Source organism: Photobacterium sp. J15, from assembly GCF_963870815.1.
Classification (GTDB): domain Bacteria; phylum Pseudomonadota; class Gammaproteobacteria; order Enterobacterales; family Vibrionaceae; genus Photobacterium; species Photobacterium marinum.
The window spans coordinates 29,469-45,017 of the sequence record NZ_CAWMUI010000001.1 but is presented as its reverse complement, the minus strand read 5'-3'; the positions used below and the strand labels follow the sequence as shown (position 1 = coordinate 45,017).

The following is a 15,549-nucleotide window of genomic DNA, read 5'->3' as shown; positions in this document are numbered from 1 at the left end:
CATCGACCCTATCACTGCCCTTTATTCAGCACAAATAGTTATCATCCGTTACCAGTCCCGAGGGTGAAGGTAATTATCATAAAGATCAGCTTCAGCACTGCCAGGTTCAGGCTGGTAACCATACTCCCAGCGAACTAACGGCGGCATCGACATCAAAATCGACTCAGTCCGGCCACCGCTTTGCAGACCAAACAGCGTCCCGCGATCATAAACCAGGTTGAATTCGACATAACGCCCGCGACGATAGAGCTGGAATTCTCGCTCTCTATCACCATACGGGGTAGGGTGACGCTTTTCGACAATCGGTAGGTAAGCATCCAAGTAACCATTGCCAACTGCTTTTATATAGCAGAAACACTTCTCAAATCCCCAGTCGTTGAGATCATCGAAAAATAAACCACCGACACCGCGGGTTTCATTACGATGAGGAAGGTAGAAGTACTTATCACACCACTCTTTATGCTGCTGATAAACATCATCGCCGTAAGGTGCACAAATGGCCTTAGCCGTATCGTGCCAATGCCGGCAATCCTCAGCAAACGGGTAGAACGGTGTAAGGTCAAAGCCACCACCGAACCACCAAACCGGTGCCTCGCCTTCTTTCTCGGCAATAAAGAAACGAACATTAGCATGCGAAGTCGGTGCATAGGGGTTATTCGGATGGATGACTAAAGAGACTCCCATGGCCTCAAAACTTCGCCCAGCCAGCTCCGGACGGTGCGCCGTCGCAGATGCCGGCATCTTAGTACCAAACACATGCGAGAAATTCACTCCGGCCTGCTCAAACACCCGCCCTTGGCGCAAAACACGACTGCGTCCGCCGCCACCCTGTTCACGTTCCCATTGGTCCTGTTCAAAAATCGCTTCACCGTCTTGCTGTTCAAGCGCCTGACAAATGCGATCCTGAAGTTCGAGTAGAAATGCCTTTACCGCTTGTTTGCTGACTTCTTGCATAATAGTTTTATCCTTGGCGGAACACTTTCCCTGTGATGGCATCGCGAATTTCAGACGGGTTATCACGACCACCGGTTTCACCCTGCAGGATCGCAGGTAAAAACTCGCCCAGTTGCTGTTTCACTTCTTCCGCAGTACGCCCCGGCTCCTGACCTGTTAAATTGGCGCTGGTCGAGGTTAACGGCTTACCAAACTGGCGGCACAACTCTTGAACCAGTGGATGGTCTGTCACCCGAACGGCAATCGTATCGAACTGACCGGTCAAAAATTTAGGCACGCCTGGTTTGGTCGGCATCACCCAGGTAACAGGTCCCGGCCAAGTCGCCCGGATCCGCTGCATTTGCTCATCAGTCAGTTGGCTGTCATCAACATAAGGTGCCAGCTGCTCAAAATCAGCCGCAATCAGGATCAAGCCTTTTTCAACCGGACGCTGCTTGAGCGCCAGAAGTTTCATAACCGCTTGCTCATTATCAGGATCACAGCCAACCCCAAACACAGCTTCAGTAGGATAGGCGATAACGTCACCTTGCTTCAGAGCAGCAACAACTTGCGATAGATTTTCCACTTTACCCTCAATTTATAATCATGGCAGATGCCAGATTTAACTATTTGTTTACCTATCATACAGAGTCAAGTGTCTTAACTCTACGCGGATAATACAATGAAACAAAACCACCAACGCAAACGTTTGCGTTGGTGGTTGAACGTCGTATAATGCACGCAACAAAACTCATGCCTTCATTTTATAAGCAACCCAAAGGAGATCGGGATGAAAGTCGGGATTATCATGGGCTCAAAGTCTGACTGGCCAACCATGCAACATGCCGCTGAAATGCTGGAACGCTTCAATATTCCTTATGAAACCAAAGTGGTGTCTGCTCACCGAACTCCTCATCTGCTGGCTGAATATGCCGAAAACGCCCAGTCTCGCGGCATAAAAGTAATCATCGCCGGAGCCGGCGGTGCCGCTCACCTACCGGGAATGACAGCGGCTTTTACCAGCCTGCCGGTATTGGGCGTTCCCGTACAATCTCGCGCCCTGAAAGGCATGGATTCATTACTCTCCATTGTTCAGATGCCCAAAGGCGTTGCTGTCGGCACCCTGGCGATCGGTGAAGCAGGGGCCGCCAATGCCGGACTACTGGCCGCCCAGATCATCGGCACCCAGGACAGTGAAGTAATGGCAGCTATCGACACTTTCCGCAAAGAGCAGACAGATACTGTTCTCAGCAACCCGAATCCGGCAGAGGATGCGAAATAATGAAAGTCTTAGTACTTGGAGCCGGGCAGCTGGCTCGAATGATGGCGCTGGCCGGTGCACCTCTGAATATCGAAGTACTGGCTTACGATGTCGGCTCGGGTCAGGTTGTCCATCCTCTGACCCAGCAACTGATGATGAAAGGACTGGATACTGCAGTGACCTATACCGATGTGATCACCGCAGAGTTTGAGCATATTCCCCACAACATTCTTGAGGTCTGCGAGGCCAGCGGCAAACTACAGCCAACAACCCAAGCAATTAAAGCCGGCGGTGACCGGCGGCTGGAAAAAAACCTACTTGATCGCGCCAGCGTTGCCAGTGCCCGCTATCAGATAATCAACAATCGCGATGATCTGGAACAGGCAGTCAATACTGTCGGCATTCCAATGGTACTCAAAGGTGCGCTGGGCGGATATGACGGAAAAGGGCAGTGGCGCTTCACTTCCGTCGAACAAGCAGATCAACTATGGCAAGAAATCAGCCCATTCCTTGCTGCAACCCCAGATCAGGCTATTGTGGCAGAGGAGTTTGTTTCTTTTGACCGTGAAGTCTCCCTGATCGGTGCCCGGGGCAAAGATGGTAGCATCGCCGTCTATCCACTGACGGAAAACATCCACCACAACGGGGTACTAAGCCTTTCAGTAGCCAGCAAAACAGACAGCCAGATACAATCACAAGCTGAAACCATGTTTAAAGCAGTAGCTGAAACCCTGAATTATGTGGGAGTCCTGGCTATCGAATTTTTCGATGTCGGCGGGAAATTGCTGGTTAACGAAATTGCTCCGCGAGTCCACAACTCAGGTCACTGGACCCAACAGGGTGCCGAAACCTGCCAGTTTGAAAACCACCTGCGGGCTGTATGCGGATTACCTTTAGGCAATACCACACTGCTGAGATCAACCGCCATGGTCAATATTCTGGGTGAGGACAATCTGGCAGATGAAATTCTGTCTCTGCCGCAGTGCCATGTTCACTGGTACGGCAAAGAAAAACGTCCGGGACGAAAAATGGGGCACATCAATGTCTGCGCCAATTCATTGGATGAATTAAATGCAAAACTGAGCGAGTTGGCGGTTTACCTCGATCCTGCAGCATTCCCGGTACTCTGTAAATAAACCATATAAACAAGGCCAGCATCTCTGCTGGCCTTGTTTTTCAATTCCACAACTTCGCACTAACGAAGTGTTATTCCTGATAAGCGTGACATTTTCTGTCGGCACACTGCTGTTTGGTACCACTGGCCAGCTTCTTTTCGATCAACAATCCAAAGCCACATGACTGGCATTCACCGACAATCGGCTTATTGTTAATGGCAAAACGACAAGACGGGTATTGATCACAGGCATAGAATACCTTGCCATAACGCGATTTTCTTTCGATCAAATGCCCCTTACCGCATTCCGGACAAGTCAGCTTGGTATCTTCCGCCTTTTTCTCCGGTGACTCAATGTGCTGGCAGTCAGGATACCCAGCACAACCGATAAACATACCGTATCGCCCCTGGCGTAGTAGCAGCTCACAACCACAGTCAGGACAAGGTTTACCGAGATATTTCACGATATGACCATCGTTCTGGCTGAGTGACTTAATGTAATCACAGGCAGGGTAGGCAGCACAGCCTAAAAACGGACCGCGTTTGCTGTTACGAATAACCAGCTCAGAGCCACACTTCGGACAGGTTTGCTCCTGATCCAAAGCATGCTCATGGGCTGAGAATAATTGCTCGTTAATTTTTCCGGACATACAACTCTTTCATTCGCATCCTCAAGGGATGCGATTAATGGATATAACCGTCTTCAGCGCCGTAAAGGAGCTCTTCCATCTGGCTGTAAGCACTTTCATTGCCCGGCGCATTAAACAGCACCATCAGGATAATCCATTTCAGATCATCGAGGTTAAAATCGGCAGTCTCAAGCTCCATTACGCGGTCAATCACCATTTCGCGCGTATCGGCACACAGAACATGGATTTGCTCAAGATAAGTCAGAAAGCCCCGGCAAGATGTATCAAGCCGTGCCATTTCCTGAGCTGTATATACACGAATAGAAGTGACGGCACTGTTATTCATGTACGGTGTGTCTTCAGTGTCTTGCAATGCAGCCAGCTTCTCTAACCATGTCAGAGCTTTATAGATATCTTCCTGATGAAAGCCAGCACGCAGCAATTCATCTGAAAGTTCGTCCTGATCCACCAACAGCTCAGCATCGCTGTGGATATAGGTTTCAAACAGGTACATTAAGATATCCATCATAACTAGCCCCTCCTCGTTCTGATATAGCCACCGGGCACTGCTCTGACTGCACCGCACAATTCCAGTTCCAATAGTTGCATCATAACTTGATGTACGGGCAGTTTACAGCGTTCAGCAACTACATCTACGGGTGTTGCTTCATTGCCTACGTTAGCCAACAGCATGGAAAATGGCAATTCTTCATTTTCAGGTTGTGGCAACGACGAGTTTAACTGGTTGTTTTTCACACACTCCGTTAAGACACCTACCTCATCAAATATATCGACCGGGCTTTCTACCAATTTAGCACCAGATTTAATTAATGCATTACAACCACGGCTTCCGGGGTAATGGATTGAGCCGGGCAAGGCAAAAACTTCACGCCCTTGTTCAAGCGCATAGCGGGCAGTAATAAGCGAACCACTTTTTTCCGCCGCCTCTATTACCAATACGCCAACAGACAAACCACTGATCACTCGATTACGCCGTGGAAAGTTCTGCGGCCTCGGCCTTTCATCCGGCCAGAACTCAGAAACGAGCGCGCCTTGTTCCACTATTTGCGAAGCCAGCTCCCGATGTCGGGCAGGGTAGATCTGATCTAACCCAGAGCCCAGCACCGCAATTGTCGCTCCGCCATTTTTCAACGCACCATAATGGGCCTGGCCATCAACTCCCAGCGCCAGCCCGCTGGTTACCACATAATTTGCCGCCACCAAAGAAGCCGCAAACTCATAAGCAGACTCGCGACCGTCAATACTGGCCGAGCGACTGCCAACTATAGCCAGTTGCGGCTCATGTAACCAATGTGGCTCCCCCCGAACAAACAGTAACGGTGGTGCCGAGGCGATTTCTTTGAGTAATGAAGGATAATGAGGCGAGTCTAACGTTAAGATAGTCTGATTAGGCTGCTCAGCCCAGGCCAGACAACGTTCAATATGGCGTAAGCGAGGCTGGTGGAGACGAGTGATCTGAGCCGGCTTAAGCCCTATCGCCATCATCTGCTCAGCCGGCATCTGACACAGTTGCGGAGGCGTACCATGCCGCAATAATTGGCTGATCCGATATCCCCCTAAATAAGGAACATCAACCAATGTCAGCCAATACGCCAAATCACTCATGACACCAGTCCGAATCAGAGTCAAAGCGAAACGGTTTTCGGCGGCAATGCCAACACACCGGCGCGGAAGGGCTCACTGGCACGGGTGACAACCGCCAAGCTAAAGTGCTCATAAGGACGAATTACCATTACCTCACCTATCGGTACATCACTGAGCTGATAATGACCGAAACGCAGGCTGGCATCTTTATAGTGATAATCACCTTTCACCCCTTTTACCACCGCCCCGGAGCGGTATAGCTGAAGCACATTTCCGGCAACCAACCTGTCAAGAAGGCCACGGTCAATCACCACCACCTCAGAGGTCGCAATATAATGATGACCTTCCAGCTGTCCCAGAACCTTAGCCGCAATCTTCTGTGGCGGCGGTGACGGAACAAAACTCAAATCCAGCTCTGCACCGGGAAGCGGAGCCGGCAGTAATACATCATTCTGACGGACTTCTTCACGAAGCTTATTCACCGTCACCCGGCTAATCCCATCTTGATGCGCAGTGACGGTAACCCGGGCAATTTCTTTCAGAGCCACGGCCTGCCTGCGCACCTTCGGTTTACCTTCGTCAGTTTGCTGCAGACGATTAAATTCAGCATCCGGTCGGTATACCCACCACTCTTCTTTCAGATCCAAGGCAGTGTCGATCCAAACCGAATCTCCCGGTGACATATAACCTTTATTACTGCTATTACCCAGTACCCGGGGCAGGCGCTCAAGCTTACCCGGAGCAAGCAGCTTATGCTCAGCGAGGTAAGGCAACATCAACGATTCAGGCAGTGTGGTGATTGGGGAGCGTTTGACGCGAATACTGGGCGACAGTTTGACCGACTTTTTCACCCGGAGCCGGGGCTGGCCGTCAACCCATACCAGGTGCAGTCTGTCTCCAGGATAAATCAGGTGTGGATTCTTTATATAAGAATTGGCTTCCCATAACTTAGGCCATAACCAAGGGTTTTCCAGGAAATGTTCTGAGATATCCCATAGGGTGTCACCTTTTACCACTGTATAAACAGACGGAATATCTTTCTTGATGACAGGCCGGGACGGTTCGGCCCAGCTAAACGGTACAAATAATAACGCGATATATAAGACAAGCTGCCTCATGTCATGCCTTCCCTGCACAAATCCCGGCGAAGTGGATCTTTCTCAGCATAGATCCACCAATGAAACTCATCATTAAAACAGACACAAATACAGCGCCGGTTAAAGCTGAGACAGGCAGGTTGTCACTGCTGTAAAACGATGTCCATGCACACAACCAGCCATTCAACGGCTTTTCGGCTAGCTTCACTGTTTCCCGAATCACCTTTCATCACAGCCAGAACAAGTTTGCTCTCAGTTAACAGTTTCTAAGACGCCAAATCACTCTGACAGTGCAACGCCAGGTTGACAGTTCCCCGGACAAGGGCTACCAAATCAGGCCAAGTGCTGTTATTTGATCTTTAAAATGACTAGAATTAGAGCAAACAAGCTACGTTAGTTTTTAGCACAGTCTATTTTTTTACGAGTACCTATGTCTGTATTGCAAGTTTTAACATTCCCTGATGAGCGCCTGCGTACCGTTGCCAAGCCGGTAGAAAAGGTTACACCTGAGATCCAGAAAATCGTCGACGACATGCTTGAAACCATGTACGACGAAGAAGGGATCGGCCTTGCTGCTACCCAGGTTAACGTTCATCAGCGCATTGTAGTTATCGACCTGTCTGAAGAACGCAATCAGCCTATGGTACTTATCAATCCGGAAATCACCGACAAGCGCGGTGAAGACGGTATTGAAGAAGGCTGCCTGTCTGTTCCCGGTGCCCGTGCCCTGGTGCCGCGTGCCGCAGAAGTCTCCGTCAAGGCGCAGGACCGTGACGGTAATGAATTTACCTTTGACGCTGAAGATCTGCTGGCTATCTGTGTCCAGCATGAGCTTGACCACCTTGAAGGCAAGCTGTTTGTTGACTACCTGTCGCCGCTAAAGCGCCAGCGTATTAAGCAAAAAATGGAAAAACTGAAGCGTTTCAACGAAAAAAACCAATAATATAGAGGTTACCTTGAGCAAACCGTTACGTATTGTATTTGCTGGTACCCCAGACTTCGCCGCCCGTCACCTGGCGGCGTTGTTGTCTTCACAGCATGAAGTTATCGCCGTTTACACCCAGCCGGATCGCCCGGCGGGCCGCGGTAAAAAATTAACGGCCAGTCCGGTGAAAAATATCGCCCTTGAGCATGATATCCCGGTTTACCAGCCAGCATCACTGCGCAATGAAGAAGCCCAGCAAGAGCTGGCAGCGTTGAATGCCGATATCATGGTAGTTGTAGCCTACGGCCTGCTGCTGCCGACTGAAGTACTGGAAACACCGAAACTGGGCTGTATCAACGTCCATGGTTCCATCCTGCCTCGCTGGCGCGGCGCGGCTCCAATCCAGCGTTCTATCTGGGCCGGTGATAAAGAGACCGGTGTGACCATCATGCAGATGGACAAAGGTCTGGATACCGGCGACATACTGAAAATTGCCACTCTGCCAATTGAAGCGACCGACACCAGTGCCACTATGTATGAAAAACTGGCCGAGCTGGGTCCGGATGCCCTGATTGACTGCCTTGGTGACATTGCCGACGGTACGGCTGTACCAGAAAAACAAAACGACGATTTGGCCAACTACGCCAAAAAGCTGAGCAAAGAAGAAGCGAAAGTCGACTGGTCGATGGACGCCGCTGCCATTGAACGCTGCATCCGCGCATTCAACCCATGGCCAATGAGCTACTTCGCAGTTGCCGAGCAAAACATCAAAGTATGGAAGGCCGAAGTAGAAGGCGATAACCTGGGTAAAGCTCCGGGGACAATTCTGGCTGCCGACAAACACGGCATTCTGGTCGCTACCGGCGAAGGTGCACTACGCCTGACCGAGCTGCAACCTCCGGGCAAAAAAGCCATGAAAGCGCAGGATCTACTGAACTCGCGCCGTGAATGGTTTGATCCCGGCACCAAACTGTAATGACCGAGCCAGTGCTTGCACTGGCTTTTCTTTTCCGCCTATGGAAATGAAACGATGATTGCTGCGAATGCCACAGACTCATCACCGAAGTGCATTCGCAAATATAACTTCAGGAAATACGAATGAACGTAAGAGCCGCTGCAGCCAAGGTTGTTTATCAGGTTGTTGATCAGGGCCAATCCCTGTCCAACGCCCTGCCAGCTGCCCAGCAAACGATCCGAGACCGAGACCACGCCCTGCTGCAGGAAATCTGCTACGGCGTCCTGCGCTGGCTGCCACGACTGGAATCCATCACCAACCAGCTGATGGACAAACCGCTAAAAGGCAAACAGCGTGTTTTCCATCACCTAATCCTGGTCGGCCTGTACCAGTTGGGTTACATGCGCATTCCGGCCCATGCTGCCGTTGCCGAAACAGTTAACGCCACCAAGAACCTGAAAAAGCCTCAGCTTCGTGGCCTGCTCAATGCGGTACTGCGTAATTACCAGCGCCAACAGGAAGCACTCGATGCTCAAGCGCAAAGCCACGATGCCGGCCGTTACGGTCACCCAGGCTGGTTGCTTAAGCTGCTGAAAGAAAGCTACCCGCAACAATTCGAAGCCATTGTCGATGCCAACAATACCAAGGCACCGATGTGGCTGCGCGTTAACCGCCGCCACCACACCCGTGATGAATACCGGGAACTGCTGAACCAGGCTGGCATCGAAACCGATATTCACCCGGAAGCCCAGGATGCCCTGCGTCTGCTGGCTCCTTGTGATGTCAGCAAGCTACCTGGCTTTGCCGACGGCTGGGTATCAGTCCAGGATGCGGCAGCTCAGCTGTCTGTTGAATACCTGGCACCACAAGCTGGTGAACTGATCCTGGACTGCTGTGCCGCGCCAGGCGGTAAAACAGCCCATATTATGGAGCGTCAGCCGGACACCCAAGTGGTTGCCATCGACTGCGACGAACAACGTCTGGCCCGTGTTCATGAAAACCTGCAGCGCCTGAACCTGAAAGCCCAGGTACTGTGTGCCGACGCCCGCTACCCGCAACAATGGTGGCAAGGTGAACAGTTCGACCGTATCCTGCTGGATGCACCATGTTCGGCTACCGGCGTGATCCGCCGTCACCCGGATATCAAATGGCTACGCCGCGCCGATGACATCGACGCTCTGGCTCTGCTTCAGGCGGAAATTGTCGATGCCATGTGGCAACAGCTAAAGCCGGGCGGTACTCTGGTTTACGCAACCTGTTCAATCACACCGCAGGAAAACTGCAATCAGGTCAAAGCCTTCCTGACTCGTACCACTGATGCAGAACTTATCGGCAGTGACATTGAGCAGCCGGGCCGTCAGATCCTGCCGGGCGAACATGACATGGACGGTTTTTATTACGCCGTTATCCGAAAAGCTCAATAGAAAAACCTGAATCTTTTGCAATCTGAGTTTCCTAGGATGGCCTACGGCCACAAGCGTAGTAACCTTAAGCAGAATAAATAATCAGGCATATATGCTATGAAAATTATCATCCTTGGCGCTGGCCAGGTCGGCGGTACACTGGCCGAAAACCTGGTTGGTGAAAACAACGACATCACCATCGTTGATAAAGATCCTGAACGCCTGCGCGAATTGCAGGACAAGTACGATCTGCGTGTCGTACAGGGTTTTGCCAGTCACCCCCGAACCCTGAGAGATGCCGGTGCACAGGATGCCGACATGCTGGTTGCCGTCACTAACTCTGACGAAACCAACATGATTGCATGCCAGATTGCTTTTACGCTGTATAACACCCCGAACCGGGTAGCCCGTATCCGTTCGCCGGAATACCTGCGAGAAAAAGAGCAGCTGTTCCAGTCGGATGCGGTGCCGGTCGATCACCTGATCGCTCCGGAAGAGCTGGTTACCGGCTATATCCAGCGCTTAATAGAATACCCAGGCGCACTGCAGGTTGTCGGTTTTGCCGAAGACAAAGTCGGTCTGGTTGCGGTTAAAGCTTATTACGGCGGTCCGCTGGTTGGTAACGCCCTGTCGGCATTGCGCGAGCACATGCCGCACGTTGACACCCGGGTTGCCGCAATTTTCCGTCAGGGCCGTCCAATCCGCCCGCAGGGAACCACCATTATCGAAGCCGATGACGAAGTCTTCTTCGTTGCTGCCAGCAACCACATTCGTTCAGTGATGAGTGAGCTGCAGCGATTGGAAAAACCGTACAAGCGCCTGATGATTGTCGGTGGCGGTAACATCGGTGCTGGCCTGGCCCGTCGCCTGGAACAAAACTACAGCGTCAAACTGATTGAGCGAAATCCGGAGCGGGCAGAAAACCTGTCTGAGATGCTGGAAAACACCATCGTCTTTTGTGGTGATGCGTCCGATCAGGAGTTGCTGAGCGAAGAACACATCGAACAAATTGACGTGTTCATTGCAGTCACCAACGACGATGAAGCCAACATCATGTCAGCGATGCTGGCAAAACGGATGGGGGCCAAGAAAGTCATGGTACTGATCCAGCGTGGTGCTTATGTCGATCTGGTGCAAGGCGGTACTATCGATATAGCGATTTCTCCGCAGCAAGCTACCATCTCGGCCTTGCTGACCCACGTCCGTAAAGCCGATATCGTCAATGTATCCTCGCTGCGCCGCGGTGCAGCCGAGGCCATCGAAGCTATTGCCCATGGTGACGCCACCACATCAAAAGTGGTTGGCCGGGCCATCGGTGATATCAAACTGCCGCCGGGTACCACTATCGGTGCTGTGGTTCGTGGCGATGAGGTTCTTATTGCCCACGACCGTACTGTTATCGAGCAGAATGATCACGTCGTGATGTTCCTGGTCGACAAGAAATATATCCCAGACGTAGAGCGCCTGTTCCAACCGAGTCCGTTCTTCCTGTAATAGTTATGGTCAATTACCGTCCCATTTTATTTGTCATAGGGCTGGTCTTATCCAAGATCGCCCTGTTTATGTATGTCCCGACTCTGGTGGCCTTTTTCACCGGGACCGGGGGATTCATTGACTTTGCCACCGCCGTCCTAATCACCCATTCAGTGGCCTTCCTGTGCCTGACTTTCGGCCGGACAGCCGAATTCAAACTGGGGGTTCGGGATATGTTCATGATCACCACCTTGGTGTGGACCATCGCCAGTGCCTTTGCCGCGCTGCCGTTTGTATTTATCAACCACATCAGCTTTACCGATGCATACTTCGAGACCATGTCAGGGATCACCACCACAGGTTCCACCGTGCTGAGCGGGCTTGATGACATGGCACCGAGTATCCTGCTGTGGCGTTCTACGCTGCAATGGCTCGGCGGTGTCGGTTTTATCGTGATGGGGGTAGCCATCCTGCCGATGCTGAACGTCGGGGGTATGCGCCTGTTCCAGACTGAATCATCGGACTGGTCAGATAAAAGTTCACCGCGTACCAAGAACGTGGCCAAGAACATCGTTAATGTCTACCTGACCCTGACTCTGCTGTGTATCCTCGGTTACATGATGGCGGGAATGAACACTTTCGATGCGATCAACCACGCCTTTACAACCCTGTCGACTGGCGGTTATTCGACCTCTGACGGCTCCATGAACCACTTTTCCAATGCTGCCCACTGGGTCGCTATCGTGTTCATGTTTGCCGGCGGCCTGCCATTTTTACTGTTTGTTCAGGCGCTGAGAAAGAAGGAAGCCACGGCCTTGTTCAGCGATGCCCAGGTTCGTGGTTTCACCTTATTGGTATTAGGTTCCGGCCTGGCGGTTGCTTTGTGGCTGACTTGGGAGCTGGGCTATGCCTTCAGCGATGCCTTCAGGGTTTCACTGTTCAACATTATCTCAGTGGTTACCACAACCGGTTTCGGTTTGGATGATTTCACCTCCTGGGGACCGTTCCCTACCATCATCTTCGCCTTTATCATGCTGGTTGGTGGCTGTTCTGGCTCGACGGCCGGCGGGATCAAGATTTTCCGTTTCCAGGTTGCCTTTGCCCTGTTGCGAAAACAAATGATGCAGCTGATCCATCCGTCCGGGGTGTTTATCCAACGCTATAACGGCCGCCCGGTAACAGACGGCATTGTCCGTTCTGTGGTTGCCTTTGCCCTGACGTTCATTATCACCATTGTTCTGGTAGCCGCGGCTCTCGGCATGATGGGACTGGATCCGATCACCTGTATTACCGGTGCAGTCACTGCGGTGGCCAACGTCGGCCCGGGAATGGGCGAGGTCATCGGCCCGACAGGTAACTTTGCGACTCTGCCTGATCTGGCCAAGTGGACCTTAAGTTTCGGTATGCTAATGGGAAGACTGGAAATCCTGACTGTTCTAGTGGTTTTCTTCCCGGCCTTCTGGCGCAACTAAGCCAAATGAGAAAGACAAAAAAGAGAGCCTCGGCTCTCTTTTTTATTTGGTTTTACAAGCTAATTCAGCTTAAACCGGATGGACATAAAGATAAATTGCCAGGAAGTGACAGACCGTCCCGCCAAGTACAAACAGGTGCCAGATAGCATGGTTATAGGGCACCTTCTCATTGACGTAAAACACAACCCCCAGTGAATAAATGATGCCACCGACCGCCAGTAGAACCAGCCCGCCAGTCGATAACGACAACGCCAGCTGATAAATCGCCACTAGGGAAAGCCAGCCCATCGTCAGGTATGTTGCCAGCGACAAGCGCTTAAAGCGATAAACGAAAATAATCTTCAGCACAATCCCTACCAATGCTATACCCCAAATCACCGCCATTAACGTAATCGCCAATGGCGTTCGTAAGGTGATAAGCAGGAAAGGGGTATAGGTACCAGCAATCAACAAATAGATGGCACAGTGGTCAAAGGTTTTGAGTGCCCGCTTGGCCCGCTCAAACGGGATCGCATGGTACAGAGTTGAAGCCAGGTAGAGCAGTATCATGCTGCCGCCATAGATACTCAGGCTGGTAATACTCAACGCATCCGCATTGGCATCCAGGGCCTGGTTCAGCAACAGCACCAGTCCGACGATGCCGAAAATCATTCCTAATCCATGGCTGATGCTATTCGCTACTTCCTCTGCGACTGAGTACTCAGACTCAGCCGCTGCAACACTCTTGGCCATCTTTTTTGCCTTCCCAGAATAGAGTTAATGCTCAATAGATAAGCAGTATGGCACATTTGGCTTACATGTGTAAGCTGAAAATGAAAAATAAATGTAAATTATTCTTATTGTAATCGGGTCGTAAGAAGTGGGAGAAAAAAGAAACGGAGCCAAAGGCTCCGTCTTATTGAAGTGTTCGTTAAGAGATAGCTGATTACTTCAGCAAATCAATGGCTGCCTGACGGGCCGCATCAGGATCGCGGGCCATGATACCGTCGACAATGCGCTGGTGAATATCCAATTTAAGCAGGCGGTCACGGGTGATCACCCGGAAATAGTTTTCAAATACCGCCTTGAAAAGATTACCAAACGGACTGATAAAGTGGTTACCCGAAGCAAAATAGATCAACTGATGGAATCGAGTATCCACATCAATCCATTTTTCCTGATCAAACGAGTCACCCAGCAGGTACATCTCATCCATCAGGGCTTGTAGCGCCGCCCGGTCTTCATCGGAAGCATGAATTGCCGTTAATGCTGCCGCTTCCGGTTCCAAAGTCAGTCGTACACGCTGAAACTCTTCTACTAACTCATTGTGGTGATCAAAGCTCAACCATGCCAGCAAGTCCTGATCCAGGTAATTCCAGTTACGCTTAGGCAGTACTCGGGTACCGATACGCGGACGCGGCAAAACCATCCCTTTGGCTGCCAGCATCTTAATCGCTTCACGAACCGCTGTTCGGCTAACGCCGTACATCTCGCCCAATTCCATTTCACCCGGCAAAATGTCACCCGGCATAATTTCACCACGTAAAATACGCTGGCCCAACGACTCTGCCAATTTGTAAGATAAATTGCGATTAGTCACTAACCGCTGCTGATCCCGCTCCATTCATTCCCTCCCGGGCTATTTTTATAATAGTTACCAGCTCTACACGCATTAGACCATAAAGCATCTGCCGATAAACGGCTGATCTTCACAGATGACGATGAGGTTAACATTTTCTTAGCCTTTCCCCATCCGATTCAGACTGATGCATAAGCTCAGCTGGCTATTATTTGCTCGACTTTGCCCTCTGTTGTTGCTATTCTCGCGGCGAAAAAAACAACTAACCTGATATTTCCGCACAGGATCGGCATCGCCAGCAAAAACACAAACTGCGGATATATCTTTATTAATTATTGGCCACGGATGCGCCTGACAATAGGTGAATCATGCGCCCTTCATCTCCAATCAGGTATGCCACTTCCCGCCGCAGCCCGGCGCGGTTACGTGCAACTTCTCACGCTCCTACTTTCAAGGCAAAACCGGCATCTCAGCCAGTCGCTGATGTGCATACGCTAACCACGGCAGAACCGGTTATCACTCAGCAAAGTTCAGCGAAAGAACACGCAGCCTGATCCCCCTGTACACCGAAGATAATACCTAAGGCAGCATCTGGCTGCCTTTTGTTTATCTCCGGCTTCTGTTTCTTCATCTTATTAACGTGATGCTTCGCGGTGTTTGTATCATGCTCCGGTTTGGGTTAATTTACCCCCAATAAAAATGATGACTATAGAATCGCCAACGATTCAACCAGCCTTAAATTGTGGAGTTAACTATGAAAACCCATCGCGTCAACGAACTGATTGAACTACTGCATCCGGAATGGCAAAAAGATCCGGATCTGAACCTGGTAGAGTTCCTGTTGAAACTAGCCGCAGAAGCCAAGTATGACGGCAAACTGGAAGATCTGACCGATGATGTGCTGATCTACCATCTGAAAATGCGCAACAGCGACAAAGACGAAATGATCCCGGGCATTGCTAAAGACTGTGAAGAAGACTTCAAAACCGCAATCCTGCGCGCCCGCGGCATTATCAAGTAACACCGAGTTCAGGCCGGGCAACCGCTCACATGCCCGGCCAACGTCCCCTCTATTCTTCCACCGCATACTTTCCGTCACGGCCAGCCGTCACTCCGACGCTCAA

The 15,549-nt window shown here is 51.0% G+C and carries 17 protein-coding genes; 9 read left to right on the top strand and 8 right to left on the bottom strand.

Annotation, left to right across the window (positions count from 1 at the left end; genetic code table 11):
- Nucleotides 1–48 precede the first annotated feature (48 nt).
- Nucleotides 49–954: an oxygen-dependent coproporphyrinogen oxidase gene (gene hemF / locus AACQ93_RS00225; RefSeq protein ID WP_064601517.1), complete on the bottom strand. Its 906-nt coding sequence runs from the start codon at nucleotides 952–954 to the stop codon at nucleotides 49–51.
- A 7-nt stretch (nucleotides 955–961) separates the two neighbouring features.
- Entirely contained in the window at nucleotides 962–1,519 is a 558-nt protein-coding gene (gene tsaC, locus AACQ93_RS00220; protein ID WP_064601516.1) for an L-threonylcarbamoyladenylate synthase type 1 TsaC, read from the bottom strand.
- A gap of 204 nt (nucleotides 1,520–1,723) precedes the next feature.
- Here tsaC and purE point away from each other — a divergent pair, with 204 nt between their 5' ends.
- Nucleotides 1,724–2,215: a 5-(carboxyamino)imidazole ribonucleotide mutase gene (gene purE / locus AACQ93_RS00215; protein ID WP_064601515.1), complete on the top strand. Its 492-nt coding sequence runs from the start codon at nucleotides 1,724–1,726 to the stop codon at nucleotides 2,213–2,215.
- A complete protein-coding gene (locus tag AACQ93_RS00210; RefSeq protein WP_064601514.1) occupies nucleotides 2,215–3,330 on the top strand; it encodes a 5-(carboxyamino)imidazole ribonucleotide synthase in 1,116 nt (371 codons plus the stop codon). Before purE ends, AACQ93_RS00210 begins: the two co-directional genes overlap by 1 nt.
- Nucleotides 3,331–3,400: 70 nt before the next feature.
- Here the strand turns inward: AACQ93_RS00210 and AACQ93_RS00205 are convergent, their stop codons facing one another.
- Genes AACQ93_RS00205 through AACQ93_RS00190 form a run of 4 tightly spaced genes read right to left on the bottom strand, consistent with a single transcriptional unit; the run spans nucleotide 3,401 to nucleotide 6,660 of the window.
- The gene (locus AACQ93_RS00205; protein ID WP_064601513.1) at nucleotides 3,401–3,958 is read right to left on the bottom strand and encodes a DNA topoisomerase family protein; all 558 of its coding nucleotides are present in this window, start codon (nucleotides 3,956–3,958) and stop codon (nucleotides 3,401–3,403) included.
- 34 nt (nucleotides 3,959–3,992) lie between these two features.
- Entirely contained in the window at nucleotides 3,993–4,466 is a 474-nt protein-coding gene (locus AACQ93_RS00200; RefSeq protein ID WP_007471407.1) for a DUF494 family protein, read from the bottom strand.
- Between the two features lie 2 nt (nucleotides 4,467–4,468).
- Nucleotides 4,469–5,563 carry a DNA-processing protein DprA gene (gene dprA / locus AACQ93_RS00195; protein ID WP_064601512.1) on the bottom strand — a complete coding sequence of 365 codons (1,095 nt, stop codon included), beginning with the start codon at nucleotides 5,561–5,563 and terminating at the stop codon, nucleotides 4,469–4,471.
- 20 nt (nucleotides 5,564–5,583) lie between these two features.
- Nucleotides 5,584–6,660, bottom strand: coding sequence for a LysM peptidoglycan-binding domain-containing protein (locus AACQ93_RS00190; protein WP_064601511.1), 1,077 nt, complete (start codon nucleotides 6,658–6,660; stop codon nucleotides 5,584–5,586).
- Between the two features lie 409 nt (nucleotides 6,661–7,069).
- On the opposite strand from AACQ93_RS00190, the gene def reads away from it, so the two are divergent.
- The 5 genes from def to AACQ93_RS00165 all read left to right on the top strand — a co-directional run bounded on the left by def (nucleotide 7,070) and on the right by AACQ93_RS00165 (nucleotide 12,867).
- A complete protein-coding gene (def, locus tag AACQ93_RS00185) occupies nucleotides 7,070–7,582 on the top strand; it encodes a peptide deformylase (protein ID WP_064601509.1) in 513 nt (170 codons plus the stop codon).
- 13 nt (nucleotides 7,583–7,595) lie between these two features.
- Complete coding sequence (gene fmt / locus AACQ93_RS00180; RefSeq protein ID WP_064601508.1) at nucleotides 7,596–8,540, top strand: methionyl-tRNA formyltransferase; 945 nt, start codon at nucleotides 7,596–7,598, stop codon at nucleotides 8,538–8,540.
- A gap of 122 nt (nucleotides 8,541–8,662) precedes the next feature.
- A complete protein-coding gene (rsmB, locus tag AACQ93_RS00175) occupies nucleotides 8,663–9,943 on the top strand; it encodes a 16S rRNA (cytosine(967)-C(5))-methyltransferase RsmB (protein WP_064601507.1) in 1,281 nt (426 codons plus the stop codon).
- A gap of 96 nt (nucleotides 9,944–10,039) precedes the next feature.
- Nucleotides 10,040–11,416, top strand: coding sequence for a Trk system potassium transporter TrkA (gene trkA, locus AACQ93_RS00170; protein ID WP_007471400.1), 1,377 nt, complete (start codon nucleotides 10,040–10,042; stop codon nucleotides 11,414–11,416).
- Nucleotides 11,417–11,421: 5 nt separating this feature from the next.
- Nucleotides 11,422–12,867: a TrkH family potassium uptake protein gene (locus AACQ93_RS00165; protein ID WP_064601506.1), complete on the top strand. Its 1,446-nt coding sequence runs from the start codon at nucleotides 11,422–11,424 to the stop codon at nucleotides 12,865–12,867.
- Between the two features lie 69 nt (nucleotides 12,868–12,936).
- Here AACQ93_RS00165 and trhA read toward each other — a convergent pair whose 3' ends face one another.
- Together trhA and AACQ93_RS00155 are read right to left on the bottom strand one after the other, a co-directional pair.
- Nucleotides 12,937–13,599 (bottom strand): PAQR family membrane homeostasis protein TrhA, encoded by a 663-nt coding sequence (trhA, locus tag AACQ93_RS00160; protein ID WP_064601505.1) that lies wholly within the window; start codon nucleotides 13,597–13,599, stop codon nucleotides 12,937–12,939.
- A gap of 193 nt (nucleotides 13,600–13,792) precedes the next feature.
- On the bottom strand, nucleotides 13,793–14,470 hold the full coding sequence (locus tag AACQ93_RS00155) for a FadR/GntR family transcriptional regulator (RefSeq protein WP_064601504.1): 678 nt from the start codon (nucleotides 14,468–14,470) through the stop codon (nucleotides 13,793–13,795).
- A gap of 323 nt (nucleotides 14,471–14,793) precedes the next feature.
- Here AACQ93_RS00155 and AACQ93_RS00150 point away from each other — a divergent pair, with 323 nt between their 5' ends.
- Together AACQ93_RS00150 and AACQ93_RS00145 are read left to right on the top strand one after the other, a co-directional pair.
- Complete coding sequence (locus tag AACQ93_RS00150; protein WP_007471389.1) at nucleotides 14,794–14,979, top strand: hypothetical protein; 186 nt, start codon at nucleotides 14,794–14,796, stop codon at nucleotides 14,977–14,979.
- A 200-nt stretch (nucleotides 14,980–15,179) separates the two neighbouring features.
- Nucleotides 15,180–15,446 carry a YihD family protein gene (locus tag AACQ93_RS00145; RefSeq protein ID WP_007471387.1) on the top strand — a complete coding sequence of 89 codons (267 nt, stop codon included), beginning with the start codon at nucleotides 15,180–15,182 and terminating at the stop codon, nucleotides 15,444–15,446.
- Nucleotides 15,447–15,549: the final 103 nt, after the last annotated feature.